The organism is Mesorhizobium sp. M0244, from assembly GCF_040321795.1.
GTDB lineage: Bacteria > Pseudomonadota > Alphaproteobacteria > Rhizobiales > Rhizobiaceae > Mesorhizobium.
In genome coordinates, this window is sequence record NZ_JAMYSE010000133.1 from 1 (window position 1) to 14,311 (window position 14,311).

13 protein-coding genes and 1 pseudogene are annotated in these 14,311 nt (G+C 64.1%); 3 read left to right on the plus strand and 11 right to left on the minus strand.

Annotated features, from left to right (window positions below):
• The 6 genes from NKJ08_RS36065 to NKJ08_RS36090 all read right to left on the minus strand — a co-directional run.
• The coding region (locus tag NKJ08_RS36065) for an MFS transporter (RefSeq protein ID WP_352786014.1) at positions 1-720 on the minus strand (720 nt) is incomplete at its 3' end.
• Positions 720-2,807 (minus strand): TonB-dependent siderophore receptor, encoded by a 2,088-nt coding sequence (locus NKJ08_RS36070; RefSeq protein WP_352786017.1) that lies wholly within the window; start codon positions 2,805-2,807, stop codon positions 720-722. The genes NKJ08_RS36070 and NKJ08_RS36065, both read right to left, overlap by 1 nt.
• A 192-nt stretch (positions 2,808-2,999) precedes the next feature.
• Positions 3,000-4,088, minus strand: a complete 1,089-nt coding sequence (locus NKJ08_RS36075) for an AbrB family transcriptional regulator (protein WP_352523102.1) — start codon at positions 4,086-4,088, stop codon at positions 3,000-3,002.
• 525 nt (positions 4,089-4,613) lie between these two features.
• Positions 4,614-4,922 (minus strand): putative quinol monooxygenase, encoded by a 309-nt coding sequence (locus NKJ08_RS36080; protein WP_352523103.1) that lies wholly within the window; start codon positions 4,920-4,922, stop codon positions 4,614-4,616.
• Positions 4,923-4,971: 49 nt separating this feature from the next.
• Positions 4,972-5,775, minus strand: coding sequence for an SDR family NAD(P)-dependent oxidoreductase (locus NKJ08_RS36085; RefSeq protein WP_352523104.1), 804 nt, complete (start codon positions 5,773-5,775; stop codon positions 4,972-4,974).
• Positions 5,776-5,846: 71 nt separating this feature from the next.
• Positions 5,847-6,299 carry a DsrE family protein gene (locus NKJ08_RS36090; RefSeq protein ID WP_352523105.1) on the minus strand — a complete coding sequence of 151 codons (453 nt, stop codon included), beginning with the start codon at positions 6,297-6,299 and terminating at the stop codon, positions 5,847-5,849.
• Positions 6,300-6,400: 101 nt separating this feature from the next.
• Between NKJ08_RS36090 and NKJ08_RS36095 the strand changes: the two genes are divergently transcribed.
• The 3 genes from NKJ08_RS36095 (at position 6,401) to NKJ08_RS36105 (ending at position 8,199) form a co-directional block, all read left to right on the plus strand.
• Positions 6,401-7,495 (plus strand): hypothetical protein, encoded by a 1,095-nt coding sequence (locus NKJ08_RS36095; protein ID WP_352523106.1) that lies wholly within the window; start codon positions 6,401-6,403, stop codon positions 7,493-7,495.
• 75 nt (positions 7,496-7,570) lie between these two features.
• Positions 7,571-7,816, plus strand: coding sequence for an antitoxin (locus NKJ08_RS36100; protein WP_352523107.1), 246 nt, complete (start codon positions 7,571-7,573; stop codon positions 7,814-7,816).
• Entirely contained in the window at positions 7,813-8,199 is a 387-nt protein-coding gene (locus NKJ08_RS36105; RefSeq protein WP_352523108.1) for a type II toxin-antitoxin system VapC family toxin, read from the plus strand. The genes NKJ08_RS36100 and NKJ08_RS36105 overlap by 4 nt, the downstream gene beginning before the upstream one ends.
• A 6-nt stretch (positions 8,200-8,205) precedes the next feature.
• Here the strand turns inward: NKJ08_RS36105 and NKJ08_RS36110 are convergent, their stop codons facing one another.
• The 5 genes and pseudogenes from NKJ08_RS36110 to NKJ08_RS36130 form a co-directional block, all read right to left on the minus strand.
• Positions 8,206-9,135 carry a cation diffusion facilitator family transporter gene (locus NKJ08_RS36110; protein WP_352523109.1) on the minus strand — a complete coding sequence of 310 codons (930 nt, stop codon included), beginning with the start codon at positions 9,133-9,135 and terminating at the stop codon, positions 8,206-8,208.
• Positions 9,136-9,167: 32 nt separating this feature from the next.
• Complete coding sequence (locus NKJ08_RS36115) at positions 9,168-11,357, minus strand: anthranilate synthase (RefSeq protein WP_352523110.1); 2,190 nt, start codon at positions 11,355-11,357, stop codon at positions 9,168-9,170.
• 223 nt (positions 11,358-11,580) lie between these two features.
• Positions 11,581-12,648: a M14 family metallopeptidase gene (locus NKJ08_RS36120; RefSeq protein ID WP_352523111.1), complete on the minus strand. Its 1,068-nt coding sequence runs from the start codon at positions 12,646-12,648 to the stop codon at positions 11,581-11,583.
• A 130-nt stretch (positions 12,649-12,778) separates the two neighbouring features.
• Positions 12,779-14,155, minus strand: coding sequence for an FAD-containing oxidoreductase (locus NKJ08_RS36125; protein WP_352523112.1), 1,377 nt, complete (start codon positions 14,153-14,155; stop codon positions 12,779-12,781).
• Positions 14,152-14,311 (minus strand): annotated as a pseudogene (locus tag NKJ08_RS36130) (DUF4126 domain-containing protein); the annotation flags it as partial. The pseudogene NKJ08_RS36130 and the gene NKJ08_RS36125, both read right to left, overlap by 4 nt.

A 14,311-nucleotide genomic window follows, 5' to 3' on the forward strand; every position in this document is an offset into this window, starting at 1 on the left:
CGGCAGAGGTGTAAAAGAGACCGGCACATCGAGGCCCGCCGCTGCCTGGCCGCGCCTAATTTGGGGACGCTCCACCGCGTCAAGGCGGCGGGGAACAGGCGCGCGCGTCGCCTCGCGCGCGCGGCCGGCCGCGCCGAGCAGGAAGGGCAGACCGAGCGGCAGAAGCAGCAAGGCCATCGCCCAAACGGCGATGCGCCAGCCATAAGCGTCGACCAGAAGCAGCAACCGGCCGGCGCCGATGGCCGAGCCGAGATAGGCGCCGCCGACCTGCGCGGCGTTGCCCCAGCCGTGGTTTTCCCTGGCCAGGCTCTGCACGGCGAAACCATCGCAGGCAATATCGACGGTCGAAGCGGCGAAGGCGACGGCGGTCAGGCAGGCGAGGACCGGCCACCAGGCCTCCGGCCCGAGCGCGCCGACCGCCCACAGCCCGGCGAGGGACACGAGCCCACCGGCGGCGACGATGGTGCCGGTGCGGTTCTTGCCGACGGGCGGAAGGCGATAGCGCTCGACGGCCGGCGACCACAGAAACTTGAGCGCCCATGGCAGCGCGATCAGCGAAACCAGGCCGATCCGATCAAGCGGCAGGCCCTGGTCGCGCATCACCGCCGGCAGGCCCGCCCAGGTGATGCCGCCGATCACGCTCTGCGAGACATAAAGCGCGCCGATCGCCAGGACGATTGCGACAGGCGACGATGTCCGGCTGGAAACGGCGATCGACATCAGAAGCGGTAGCGAAGGCTGGCGAACAGCGAGCGGCCCTCGTCGCGGTAGCAATAGCCGGCCGAGCAGATGGGCTTTTGACCGTCGAACAGGTTCTTGGCGTTGACCTGCAGCTTCACGCCCTCAAGCTTGGGGTTGCGGTAGCCGAAATCATAAGACAGCGAGGCGTCGACGAAAGCGCGCGCATCGTTCTTGAAGGTGTTGGTGTCGTCGCCATAGCTCGAGCCGGCGACGCGAACGCCGGTGCCCAGCCCGAGCCCCTCCAGCGTGCCGTTCTCGAACTGATACTGGCCCCAGAGCGACAGGATGTGATTTGGCGTTGCCGACAGTTCCTTGCCTGCGGTTCCCGTGGCGCCGCGTTCGATTTTCACGCGCAGATAGGTGTAGGAGGCGATGAGGCTGAGGCCGTTGTCGAGCGAGGCGCTGGCTTCCAGTTCGACGCCGCGCGAGTTCAGGTCGAGCTGGCGCTGCTTGTTGATGCCTTGCGAGGCGTCGAAGACGACGCCGTCCTTCTGGTCGATGTCGAACAGAGCGGCGCTAACGGCGGCATTGTAGTCGGCAAATTCGTATTTGACGCCGATTTCCTTCTGCGTGGCGATGGTCGGACGAGCGACGCGACCGATAGGGCTGCTGACGTCGTCATAGACGAAGCCGATATTGGGCGAGAACGACGTCGAATAGTTGACATAGGGCGTGATGCCCCATTCGGTCTGGTAGGACAGGCCGAGCCGGCCGGAAAAGGCACTGTCGTCCTGCTTGGACTTGGTGAAGTCGGCGGCGGTCGAGGTGGTATCGGCCCAATCGTAACGACCGCTGGCGAACAGGGTGAAATCGTTCCACTCCATCTGGTCATGCAGGTAGGCGCCGAGCTGGTTCATCTCCTGCCCGCCGGAGTAGGGGACCGGAGCGGCCTTGATGTCGTCGACGGAGACATAGGACAGGCCGCTGCCGGCGTCATAGTTCGACCAGGCGTAGTCGACGCCGGCTACCGCCGTGTGCCTGATCTGGCCGGTATCGAATTCGAACTGCGCCATGTTGTCGACGACGAAGTTCTTCATGGTCTCGGTGTAGTGGCCCCAGTAGCGCTTCAGATCCGGGCCGCTCGGATAATGACCGCTATATTCGATGTCGCTGTCGACGGCGCTGTAGCGAAGGTTCTGCCGGACCGTCAGCACGTCGTTGAAACGGTGCTCGAATTCGTAGCCGATGCGGCCCTGGGTCTGGTCGAAGTCGTTCCAGGCGGGATCGCCCTCATAGAGATTCGTCAGAGCGCCGCCCGAATTGTAGAATGCAGCCGTGCCGCCGGTGACGGATTTCGAATATTCGCCGAGGATCGTCAGCTTGGTATCCTCGTCCGGCTTGAAGGTGACGGCCGGCGCCAGATAGATCTTGTCGTCGGGATAACCGGGCAGGTCGGTATCGCTGGTGCGGCCGAGGCTGGTGAAGCGATAGAGGATGCTGCCGTCTTCAGTCACCGGGCCGGAAGCGTCGAGAGCGGCCTGGAAGCGATTGTGCTCGCCAAGCAGCATTTCGACTTCGCGAAACCGTTCTTCCTTGGGGCGCTTGGTGACGACGTTGACGATGCCGCCCGGACCGCTGATGCCGTAAAGCGAGGATGCGGGACCTTTCAGTATGGTGACGCCCTCGATGCCGTAGGGCTCCGTCTTGAACCAGGCCGAGGGGCCGTTGTACTGGCGCAGCCCGTCGCGGAACATGCCGTTGTAGAAGGCCTGGAAGCCGCGCAGGAAGAAGGCGTCGTAGCGGGTGTCGAAGCCGAAGCTGTTCGGATTGGCGCTGGCGGTATAGCCGAGCGATTCGTTCAGCGTGCGTGGCTTCTGGTCCTCGATCTGCTTTTGCGTCACAACCGAAACGGCTTGCGGAATCCTAGCGATCGGCGTGTCGGTCTTGGTGCCGATGCGGTCCTTCTTCGCGACGTAGCCGTCCTGCACGAGAATCTCGTCGCTCTCGGCATCCACCTCGATTTTGTTGAGAACGGTGGCGCCTCCCTGGTCCTGAGCATGCGCCGGCCCGGACAGGCCGAGCATGGCAACGCTGCCTGGCAACGATATCCCTAGGAGCCATGTCATCGCCCGTGTCCGCATCAACTCGTCTCCATTCTTCCGTGCAACATTGCCGGAAGGCGGTCTCAAATCTGAGTATTTGAGTCAAGTTATTTTTGAGGCTTGTGCGCAGGCTGGTCCGATGTGGTTGCCCGGCAGCAAAGTGCGTCCGGTTTCAGGAAAACCGGCTAGGGATTCAAGAGCGGATGCGGCAGGCCGTTATGGCTTCAGGCTTCTCGCCACCAGCCGCGCCACGCTTGGCCCGACCAACAGCACGATCAGGAAGCGTGCCGATTGCAGCGCCATGACGAAGGAGATGTCGACATGCTGCGCGGCGGCGGCGATGATGGCGACGCTGTCCATGCCGCCGGGGCTGGTCGCCAGATAGGCGGTCAGCGGGTCGATACCGAGCAGATGGCTGATCAGGAAGGCGAGGCCGCCGCAAAACACGATCAGGGCAATGATCGAGCCGACGATCTGCGGCAGCGCGCGGGCGGCGTGGCGCAAAATGGCCCTGGTGAAATTCAGGCCGATGCTCCAGCCGATCATCGTATAGCTGAGAGCAAGCAGCCAGGGCGGTAGCTGCATCGTCACGCCGAGCCCGAGATGAATCAGGGTGCCGAAAATGAAGGTGCCGAGGAAAAACGGCGACGGCAGCCTGAAAAGCTTTCCGGCGAGGCCGCCGACCAGCGCCACAGCGAAAGTTGCGGCCAAGCCCTGCGGATCGACCGGCGGGAACCAGACGATGGCCGGCACCTCGATGCCTGAGGTGTCGACCCAAAGCTTGGCCACCAGGGCCGCCGTCATCGAGACGCAGATGACGCGCAGATACAGCATGAAGGCGACGAGGCGCTGGTCGGCGCCGAAGGCACCGGCCATCAGCACCATGGCGGTGGCGGCGCCCGGCGACGAGCCCCAGACCGCGGTGGTGCCGGGCAGGATACGCCAGCGGCTGATCAGCCAGCCGAGCAGGCTGGATGCCGCGACTGTCGCCATCACGACGCCAAGGAACAGCGGCCATTCCCTGTAGAAGACGGGAAAGATATCGGCCGAGATGGAACTGGCGACCAGGCAGCCGACGACCGCCTGGGCGGAGCCGAACAGAACCCGCGGCACGCGCACCGTGGCGCCGTTGGTGCCGGCGACGATGGCCGCCAGCATCGGCCCGATCAAGAGCGCGGCGGGCAGGGCAGCGAGTTCCAGCGCGCCGGCAAACAGCACCGAGACCACCACCAGGACCGGCCACTGCCAGGCCTTGTGAATCCGCGCCAGGTGCTCGATGGCCGGCAGGTTCGGGGAAGAATCCATATCCGGCTCTTAGACCGGTCGGGGAAAAATGCGAACCCTCTTTGCCGGAGAAAATAGCCTTGGGTGGCGATAGCACCACGCCATCCGTAGCGATCCTTCGCGCCCCCCCTCTGTCCTGCCGGACATCTCCCCCACGAGGGCAGGGCAATCGCATTTGGATTCTTACGAAGATGGACCCCACCCTAACCCTCCCCACAAGGGGGAGGGAACGCTGCCGCGCACCCTTGCTTCTCCTTTTGGCGCCGAAAGGCAGGCAATTTGCCGAGGTCAGCGCCAACGGAAGTCTCCCTCCCCCTTGTGGGGAGGGGTTAGGGGTGGGGGTACATCGTAGAGCGAAAGCCTCGGCTTTCCATCTGCGATAGCCCTGCCCACGAGGGGGAGATCGGCTGTTCCAGCGCCACGCTCATTCCTGTGACGTTTGGTGATTGGCGAAAGCCAAGATGACGGCCAATCTCCCCCCTCGTAGGGGAGATGTCCGGCAGGCCAGAGGGGGGCGCTGTCTCGCCGGCCTATCGCGCCTCGGCCTTAGCCAGCCTTCACTCCAGCCAGCCCGAAACCACCGACAGGATGCGTTTCCACCTGGAATTCAAACCCGGCAATGATCGGCCGTGCCTTGGCGATCGCCGCCTGGACTTCGGGCAGCTGCAGCGAAGCCTTGTGGCTTTCGGCGTCGGTCCACACTTCGGTCACCCAGATCGCGTCGGCATCGGCCGGGTCGGTGGCGATGATGTAGTTCAGGCAGCCGGGCATGGCGCCGGTGCTGGCGAGCAGGATGTCCATCATTGCGTCGCGCTGGCCGCGCGTCGCCCGCATCTTGCCGATCAGTCCGTACATTCGCTTTGCTCCGTTGAGATTACGCGACCAGGAGTATGCAATTCGCCGTCTACGGCATCAACTGGCCGCCATTCACCTCGATCACCTGGCCGGTGATGTAGCCGCTCAACAGATCGGAGGAGAGGAACAGATAGGCGCCGACGCAGTCCTCGGCGGTGCCGGCGCGGCCCTGCGGGATGGTGGCGATCATCCCCTTCATCTGGTCGTCGGTCGAGTAGCGCTCGTGGAAAGGTGTGGCGATCGTGCCGGGTGCCACCGCGTTGACGCGGATGTTGAAACCGATCAGCTCCTTGGCCATGCCGCGCGTGACGTTGGAGACGAAGGCTTTGGCCGAGCCGTAAAGGCCGGCGCCGCCACCGGCGCCGTTGCGCGCGGCGATCGAGGAGGTGTTGACGATGAAGCCGCCCTGCCGCTTCAGCCATGGGATCGCCTTGCGCGAAGCTGTCAGCACCGAGCGGGCGTTGAGGTCCATCACCGCGTCGTAATGCGCCTCGGTCTGCTCGGCATAGGGCACGCGGCCGAGCATGCCGCCGGCATTGTTGACGAGGCCGTCGAGCCGGCCGAATTGTTGCGCACTGTCCTCGACGACGCGCTCGACATCGGCGGGGATCGAGAAATCGCCCTGAACTGGGAATACCTCGCCGCCGCCGTTGCGAATGGTCGCGGCCAGGTTTTCGGCAGCCACCCGGCTCGAATTGTAGTGCAGCGCGACGCGGCATTTCTGCGCGGCGTAGGCAAGTGCAAGCGCCGCGCCGATGCCGGTCGAGGCGCCGGTGACCAGCACCGCCTTTCCTGCGAGGTCGGGGATGACCAGAGTGGGGCTGACAAGGGTGGTGGTCGTGGTGGCTGGCACGTCTATTCCTCCGGGGACTCTGCCTGCTCTTCGTAGGCCCTCGCAGTCCTCGCGTTCAAGTCCGTAAAAGCCTATGGCCGCAGATAGGCGTAGCCTTGGCGCTGCAATTCGGCGAGCTTGACGACGCCGCCTCTGTCGGCGGCGTGGAAGCCGTCGAGCAGGTCGGCCAGGCCGATATCCATGCCGTGCATGGTGTTGGCGCAAGCGTGCGGGCTGAGCCCGTCCTGGACAAGGCCGGCGAAACGCCCGGAAATGGCGGCGGATATGCCCTTCGACTTGAAGGCAGCAAGTGCTGGGCCGTGCACGACAAGCGCGATGTCGACCTTGCCGTCGGTGCCTTCGAAGTGGTTCTTGATGTTGCCGAGCACGAAATTGACCTTGTTGAGATCGCTGAGGTGATAGGCGACCTTTTGCCTTTCCTCTTCTACGGCCTTGACTTCAATGGCTGCGGCCTTGATGGGGCGCAGCCCGAAAAGCCCGGCGGCCCCGGCAAGACCGACGCGGAAAATATCGCGGCGTCGCATGGCTTCATCTCCTATTTGCCGGCCCGCGCAAATTGCGTGGCCTCGGCCCCGATCCTAGCATAAATTGACGCCACGTCTTGTCGGGGCAACGGAGGGGTAGCATGACGTCGAGGACCATAATGGGGACCATTGTGGGCGCCCGACTTGGGGTTGCCTTGCTTGCCGCCGTCGCGGGCACTGCTTTCGCCGACGACACGCTCAGACTCACCGAGCTCAGCCCGGACGGCAAGGACGCCTGCTTCGGCCGCGTCTACGACCCCGCGCATCTCAAGTCGCATCCGCACCAGAAGGTGACGCGCATCTTCTTCTATTATGGCCGCGATCCGGTCAGCCGGCCGAACGAGGAGCCAAGCACCGGCGTCGATTCCTCCTACAATGGCTTCATGGCGACGACGGTGCGCGGCGCAAAGGCGCCGGAATGGCTCGGCGGCTGGTGCAGTCATGAGTCGGAGGACGGCAAGACCGGCCCGATCCATTGCGGCATGGACTGCGATCGCACCATGGCTTCGCTGAAGGTCGACGACAAAGGCCGGCTGATCGTCTCGGACGTGCAGCCCGACCTCTATCTAGACGCGGGATCGGAAGACGAGCTCGGCAAGGCGGAGTACGAACGGCAGGCGTTGGGCAAGGACGACAACGGCTTCAGGCTCGACCCGATGCCGGCCGCGACCTGCAAGGCGGAGTTCGCGCGCATCGACCCGATCGATCCGGCACTTGGCCCGCCATTGCGCGAGCGGCTGAAGCCGGACCAGGCCTTCTGCTACGGTCGTGACTACGATGCCGCGCATCTCGGCTCGCATCCCGATCAGCTGACGCAGACGATCCGGGTTTATCGCGGACCGGTCGAGCTGGCGTCTTTCGCCGGAGCTGGCGATCCGGCCAATTGGCCAAGCGGCGCCGATATCGCCGTTTCGGTTACCACGCGGCAGAAATCGGCCAAGGTCACGCAGGTCTATAACTGCCAGGGCGAGGGCGACCAATGGCGCTGCGCGGCGAGCGCGAAGACGGGTGGTGCCTCCTGCGATATCGCGCAAAAGGAGGTCTTCCTTCGCCGCGGCGCCAACGGCACGATGATGCTGGCCAACCCGAACAGCGGCCTGCCGATCGTCGATTTGTGCTCGGCGGAGGACGACACCAGCTCCGACGACAAGGTCTACCGGCTGGAGCCGATGCCGCAGGCCGCGTGCGGGCCGTGAAATTTGGTCGGCCATCTTGTCATCCATGGGGACGGTATATATCTTTGCCGTATATCTTTTTAGGAGCTGAGCGCGATGGAAAAGGCAAAGGTGTTCTGGTCAGGTCGCTCGCAGGCGGTTCGCCTGCCAAAGGAATTCCGCTTCGAAACCGATGAGGTTTCGATTCGCCGCCATGGCCAAGGTGTCATTCTCGAACCGCTTGCGCAGGACTGGGCTTGGCTCGACAAGGTGATCGGTCCGCTCGATGACGATTTCGCCGAGGCAGCGCTGGAACGTCCGGCTGAGCAGCATCGACCGGCTTTGGACGAGACCTTCAAGTGATCTATCTGCTCGACACCAATGCCGTCATTGCCGTTATGAAAGGCGATGCGGACCTGCTGGCGCGGCTCACGTCCCACGGCCCGCAGGATTTCGCAATGTCGGCGATTGTAGTGCACGAGCTCTACTATGGTGCTCAAAAGAGTCAGCGAAAGACCGACAATCTGTCGCGCATCGAAGCACTCCAGTTCCCGGTTCTCGAATTCGATCGGGAAGATGCAAGGCATGCCGGCGAGATTCGGGCAGTGCTTGCGACGTCGGGAACCCCGATTGGCCCCTATGATGCGTTGATTGGCGCGCAGGCGCGTGCCCGAAATCTCACGCTGATCACCCGCAATGTACGGGAATTCGAACGGATCAACGATCTCGCAATCGAAACGTGGTGAATTGCTTCACGCGAAGGGCACGGCCGTCGTGCCCTTGGGCAGTTTCGCCTCGTCGTCGGGCTCGACATGGATGATGACGCGGACGGAAGGAATCTCGGCCTGCAGCGCGTCCTCGATACGGTCGCAGATGACGTGGCTGGCCCCGACCGACATGTCGGCGTCGACGACCAGATGGAACTCGATGAAGGTGGCGCGGCCGGCGATTCGCGTCTTCAGATCGTGGACCTCGAGCGCGCCCTTGCAATTGGCCGAGATGATGTCGCGGATGCGGATATGTTCCTGAGTGTCGACGGCGCGGTCCATCAGGCCGTTCATCGACGAGCCGATGACGTGCCAGCCCTGCCACAGGATGTTCAGCGCCACGATCACGGCAAGAGCCGGATCGAGAACCTGCCAGCCGGTCAGCACGGCGCCGACCAGGCCGATGAACACACCGACCGAGGTCGCCACGTCGGTCATGATGTGCCTGCCGTCGGCGACCAGCGCTGGTGATTTTTCGACCCGGCCGGTGCGGATCAGCGTCGAGGCCCAGACGGCATTGATGACCGTTGCGACGCCGTTGACGGCGAGGCCGGTCCATGGCTGCTCAAGCGGGGCGGGATGCTGCCAGGACCACCAGACCTCGTTGAGGATCAGCAATGCGGCAAGCACGATCAGCACGCCTTCCAGGACGGCCGAGAAATACTCGGCCTTGTGGTGGCCGAACGGATGGTCCTGGTCGGCCGGCTTGTAGCTGACCCGGATCGCCCAATAGGCGGCCGCCGAGGCAATGACGTTGACGATCGATTCCAGTGCGTCCGAATAAAGCGCAACCGAACCGGTGACGTACCAGGCCACCAGCTTCAGGCCGAGCACGACGCAGGCGACGACGATCGACCAGAAGGCGAGGCTGGCGACCTTCTGCCTGGCGGCGGCTTTGCTATCCACCGCGGTCACTGGGGAAGAAATCCCAACACTGAGCCCTCGAATTAAGCGGCCTTTTCCTTGGCCTTGCGCGGCAGGTGCGCGACGATGTTCTCGATGATGCGCATGCCGGCGTTGTGGCCAAGCGTCATGATCGATTCCGGGTGGAACTGCACCGCGGCGATTGGCTCCTTGCGGTGCTCGAAGGCCATGATGATGCCGTCTTCGGTCTCGGCGGTGACGACAAAACCATCGGGCAGCCGCACCGGATCGGCAAAGATCGAATGGTAACGGCCGACCGTCACCTCCTTGGGCAGGCCGGAGAAGATGATGCCCGGCTTCGACACGCGGATGCGCGACGGCTTACCATGCATCGGGATATGCAACTGCCGCAGCTCGCCGCCATAGGCCTCGGCCAGCGCCTGCAGCCCGAGGCAGACGCCGAAGATCGGCAGGTCGCGCGCACGAGCTCGCTTGATGGTAGCGGCGCAGTCGAAGTCCTTCGGCGTGCCGGGGCCGGGCGACAGCACGACCAGGTTTGGCTTCAGCCGGTCGAAGACCTCGTCCGGCACCGGCGTGCGCACCGTCGAGACATTGGCGCCGGTCTGGCGGAAATAGTTGGCGAGCGTATGGACGAAGCTGTCCTCGTGGTCGACCAGGAGGATGTTGACGCCGTCGCCGACACGCGCCGTGCTGCGTTCGGTGCTGGCGGCATTGCCTGATTTGGCGTCGCGGATGGCGGAGAGCATGGCGGATGCCTTCAGTTCGGTTTCGGCTTCTTCTTCCTCGGGAATGCTGTCGAAGAGCAGCGTGGCGCCGGCGCGGACCTCGGCAATGCCGTCCTTGATGCGAATGGTGCGAAGCGTCAGGCCGGTGTTCATGTCACCGTTGAAATTGACCATGCCGATCGCCCCGCCGTACCAGGCGCGCGGGCTCTTCTCGTTCTGCTCGATGAAGCGCATGGCCCATAATTTCGGCGCGCCGGTGACGGTGACTGCCCAGGCATGCGACAGGAAGGCGTCGAAAGCATCCATGCCTTCGCGCAGCCGTCCCTCAATGTGGTCGACAGTGTGGATCAGGCGCGAATACATCTCGATCTGGCGGCGGCCGATGACGCGCACCGAGCCCGGCTCGCAGACCCTCGACTTGTCGTTGCGGTCGACATCCGAGCACATGGTGAGTTCGGACTCGTCCTTCTTGGAATTGAGCAGCTTCAGGATCTGCTCGCTATCGGAAATGGCGTCGTCGCCGCGCTTGATGGTGCCGGAGATCGGGCAGGTCTCGACGCGGCGGCCGTTGACGCGCACGAACATTTCCGGCGAAGCGCCGATCAGATATTCGCCCTCGCCGAGATTGATGAAGAAGGAATAGGGCGAGGGGTTGATGCTCTTCAGCTTGCGCGAAATCTCGGAAGGCTGGGTTTCGCAGCGCTCGTAGAACATCTGCCCCGGCACAACTTCGAAGAGATCGCCGCGTTCAAAGCTCTTCATCGCCTTGCGCACCAGCTTGGCATATTCGCCGGGCTCGTGGTCGCCGCGCGGCGGGATGCGGTCGGCGGTCCTGAACGGCTCGACGATTTCGTCGCGCGGCAGGCCTTCGGTCGAGAAGCCGTCGCCGGAGTAGTCGTAGCGATCGGTCCAGGCCTTGGTCGAATAGTGGTCGACGACGAGAATCTCGTCGGGCAGGAACAGCACGAGGTCGCGCTGGCTCTGCTTGCGCTCGAGCTTGTAGTCGACCGGATCGAACTGGAAGGCGAGGTCGTAGCCGAAGGCGCCATAGAGGCCGAGATTGGCGTCCTCCTCGGTCTTGAACAAAGCGGTGATGGCGCGCAGCACGGTGAAGACCGAAGGGACGCGGCTGCGTTCCTCTTCGGTGAAGACACGGCCGGGCTTGGCGATGTCGAGGCGGATGAGTTTCTGCGACGTCTCGGCGATCGTTACGTCGTCAAGACCGGCAAGCGCCTTGCCGATCACCGGCAAAAGCACCTGGCCACGGCTGTTCAAGGCATCGATGCGCATGGCGCGGCCGTGTGCCGAGATCACCAGCGGCGGATCGATGATGGCGGTGTCCCAGCGCGTATAGCGGCCGGGATATTCGTAATTCGAGGAAAACACCGCGCCGCGGCGCGAGTTCAGGCCATCGACATAGTTGTCGATCGCCCCCTCATACGGCCGATCATGGCGCTGGCGGGTGATCGCCACGCCACCCGCCGTGACGAAGCGCTCGGCTCCATTCTCCAGAACTTTCGTCGTCATTGCCGTCTCCATCAGCGTCTTTGGGGCAACGGACCCGGGAATGGCTTGAAAAACAAATGGCCGCCCGGACATTCCGCTGCGGCCACCCTCTATTTTCACGCGAACGCGTTCGAACAGGCCGCTGTCAGCGAGCCCACCACCAAATGGTCTTGATCGAACGCATATTCATGGCGATTCCCATAGCGGCGATTGGACGGCCGCGCAACTGGATTCAATGAAGGCCTCAGTCCTCCAGCGTCCCCGACCTTGCATCGGCGCTCTTCCTGTCGCCGACCAGCTTCAAGAGGTCTTCGCCGGCACGGATGATGCGCCGGGAACGCCGTGTCAGGATAATGCCCGCCTGCGGCGCCAATACTTCCGTGCGGCCATTGGGCTCACCGGGCGCATGGACGATGGTGGCAAGCCGCGCGCCCTTGGCTACCCGGTCGCCCGGCTTCACGTCATAAAGGATCGCGCCCGAGCGGGGCGCCGGCATCATATCGATGTTTTCGAGCGGCGCGACAATACCGGTAAAAGGACTGGGCCCGGCAAAGCCGCCGGGCGGTGACAGCGCCCGATCCAGGATGACGCCGCGCGCCACCAGCAGCCGGTAGAGCCCTTCGGCATCGGCGCCGGCCAGAGCGCCGTCGACGTCGAGTATGCCGCGATATTCAACCGTGGTGGCGACGCGCCGGTCGAAGCGCGCGACGTCGGCGGGGACATTCTGATACGGCATGATCGAGGCGCCCTCGAAGGTGCCGTCGGGGTCTTCGTCCCATAGCATCACCGCATCGACGCCCATCGCCGCCGCACAATCCGCCATGGCTGGCCACAGGCTGGTGTGGACGTAGAGATAGGCAAGGCCCTCGTCATCGCAGTGCAGGTCGAGCACGATGTCGCGGCCGATGGAGAGTTGCAGCAGCCGCGTCTTCAGTCGCTGGTCGACCGTGCCATGCGCAGGCAAGAGCGCGATGTCGGGTGCGGCGAGCAGCGGAAAGGCGCGGTTGAAATTGGTGCGCGTGCCCAGATGGAAGCGGCCCTGGTGCTCGCCGTAAAGATATTGCGCGCGGCCGATCGGATTGGCCCAGGGCACGATGGTGATATTGCCCCTGACGCGGCCTTCGGCTTCCGCCTTCGCCAGCATAGGCACCAGCGCGTCGATGGCGACGACGCCCGGCAATTCGCCGGCATGAAGCGCCGCCTGCAGATAGGCGGAAGGCGCGGTACTGTCCGACCCGGCGAAGCGGAAGACGGGAAATTCGTAGGAAACGCCTTCGCTGTCGCCGGCGATGCGTTCGATGGATTTCTGCATGCTGTCCTCCGTGAAGAGTTCGGAAGGCATGCCCGTCGCCGGCGCGCTTGTCGATTGGTCCAGCCAGCGGCGCTATGGGCGCAATGAGCCTGCTCGGCAGGATGCGCGAGGGTCGCGAGATACGTCCGGCTTACACCAGCGGCTTCAATTCCCCGGCGATGGTCGGCAGCAGCTCCGAGACGTTCGGATGGATGTGCATGGCGCGCGCCAGCGTGCTGACCGGTGCCTTGGCGTACATCAGGTCGAGCACGCAGTGCACCGCCTCGTCGCCGCCCGGGCCGAGCACCGCGCAGCCGAGGATTTCCTGGCTGTCGGCATCGACCAGGATCTTCATGAAGCCTTGGGTCTCGCCTTTCTCGACGGCGCGGCCGACACGGGTCATCGGCCGCTGGCCGACCAGGGCGCGGCGGCCGGACTTTCGTACCGCGGTTTCGGTCATGCCGCAGCGGCCGAGCGGCGGGTCGATATAGAGCGCATAGGCCTCGATGCGGTCGCTGACCTTGCGCGGATCGTTGTCGAGCAGGTTGGCGGCGACGATCTCGTAGTCGTTGTAGGAGGTGTGGGTGAAGGCGCCCTTGCCGTTGCAGTCGCCCATCGCCCAGATGCCGAGAACGCTGGTGCGGAGCTGGTCGTCGACGACGATGAAGCCATTTTTGTCGAGCTCGACGCCGGCTTTGTCGAGGCCGAGATCGTCGGTGTTGGGTGTCCTGCCCAGCGCCAGCAGCACATGCGAGCCGACCGCAGCCGCCTTGCCGGCCGAAAAGGTCACGGCAATTTCGTTGCCATGTTTGACAAAGCGTATGTCGTCGGCGCCGAGATGGACGGTGATGGCTTCGTTTTCGAGGATGGACAGAATGGCGTCCGAGACGTCCTCGTCCTCGCGGCCGATCAGCCGCGGGCTCTTTTCGATCACCGTGACCTCTGAACCGAAACGGCGGAACATCTGCGCGAATTCGAGCGAGACGTAGCTGCCGCCAACGACGATGAGATGGCGCGGCAGCTCGTCCAGATCCATCATCGACGAATTAGTCAAATACGAAATATCGTGGACGCCGGGCAGGTCCGGCACCGAAGCGCGGCCGCCGGTGTTGAGGAATATCTTTTCGGCGCTCAGCAGGTCGTTGCCGACGCGCACCGTGTTGGCGGATTCAAAACGCGCATGGCCGCGATAAAGCGTGCATTTATCCATGCTGGCGATCCAGCTTTCGAGATTGCCGCGGGCATCGTTCGATACCTTGTCCTTGCGCGCCTTAATCGCGTGATAGTCGACGCCGACCGGACCGGAGAGCGTTACGCCGTAATCGGCGGCGCGGCGGGCGAGGTGCGCGGCGTAGGCACTCGCCACCATCGCCTTGGTCGGCATGCAGCCGGTGTTGACGCAGGTGCCGCCGACCAGCTTTCGCTCGATCAATGCCACGCTCATGCCGGCCGCGGTCAGCCGGCCGGCAAGCGGCGGCCCGGCCTGGCCGGCGCCGATGATGATGGCGTCGAATGTCTTTGCCGTCATGCCACCGCCGCCACGATCAACAGGCCGCCGACGATCGCCACCGCGTCCTCGATGAAGGCGGCGGGCGGATCCTTGCCGAAGGCAGCGGCCAGGCGTTTACGGGCCTCGGCGCCGCCCAGCGTGCCGATCACCGCGCCGATGGCGCCGGCGATCGGC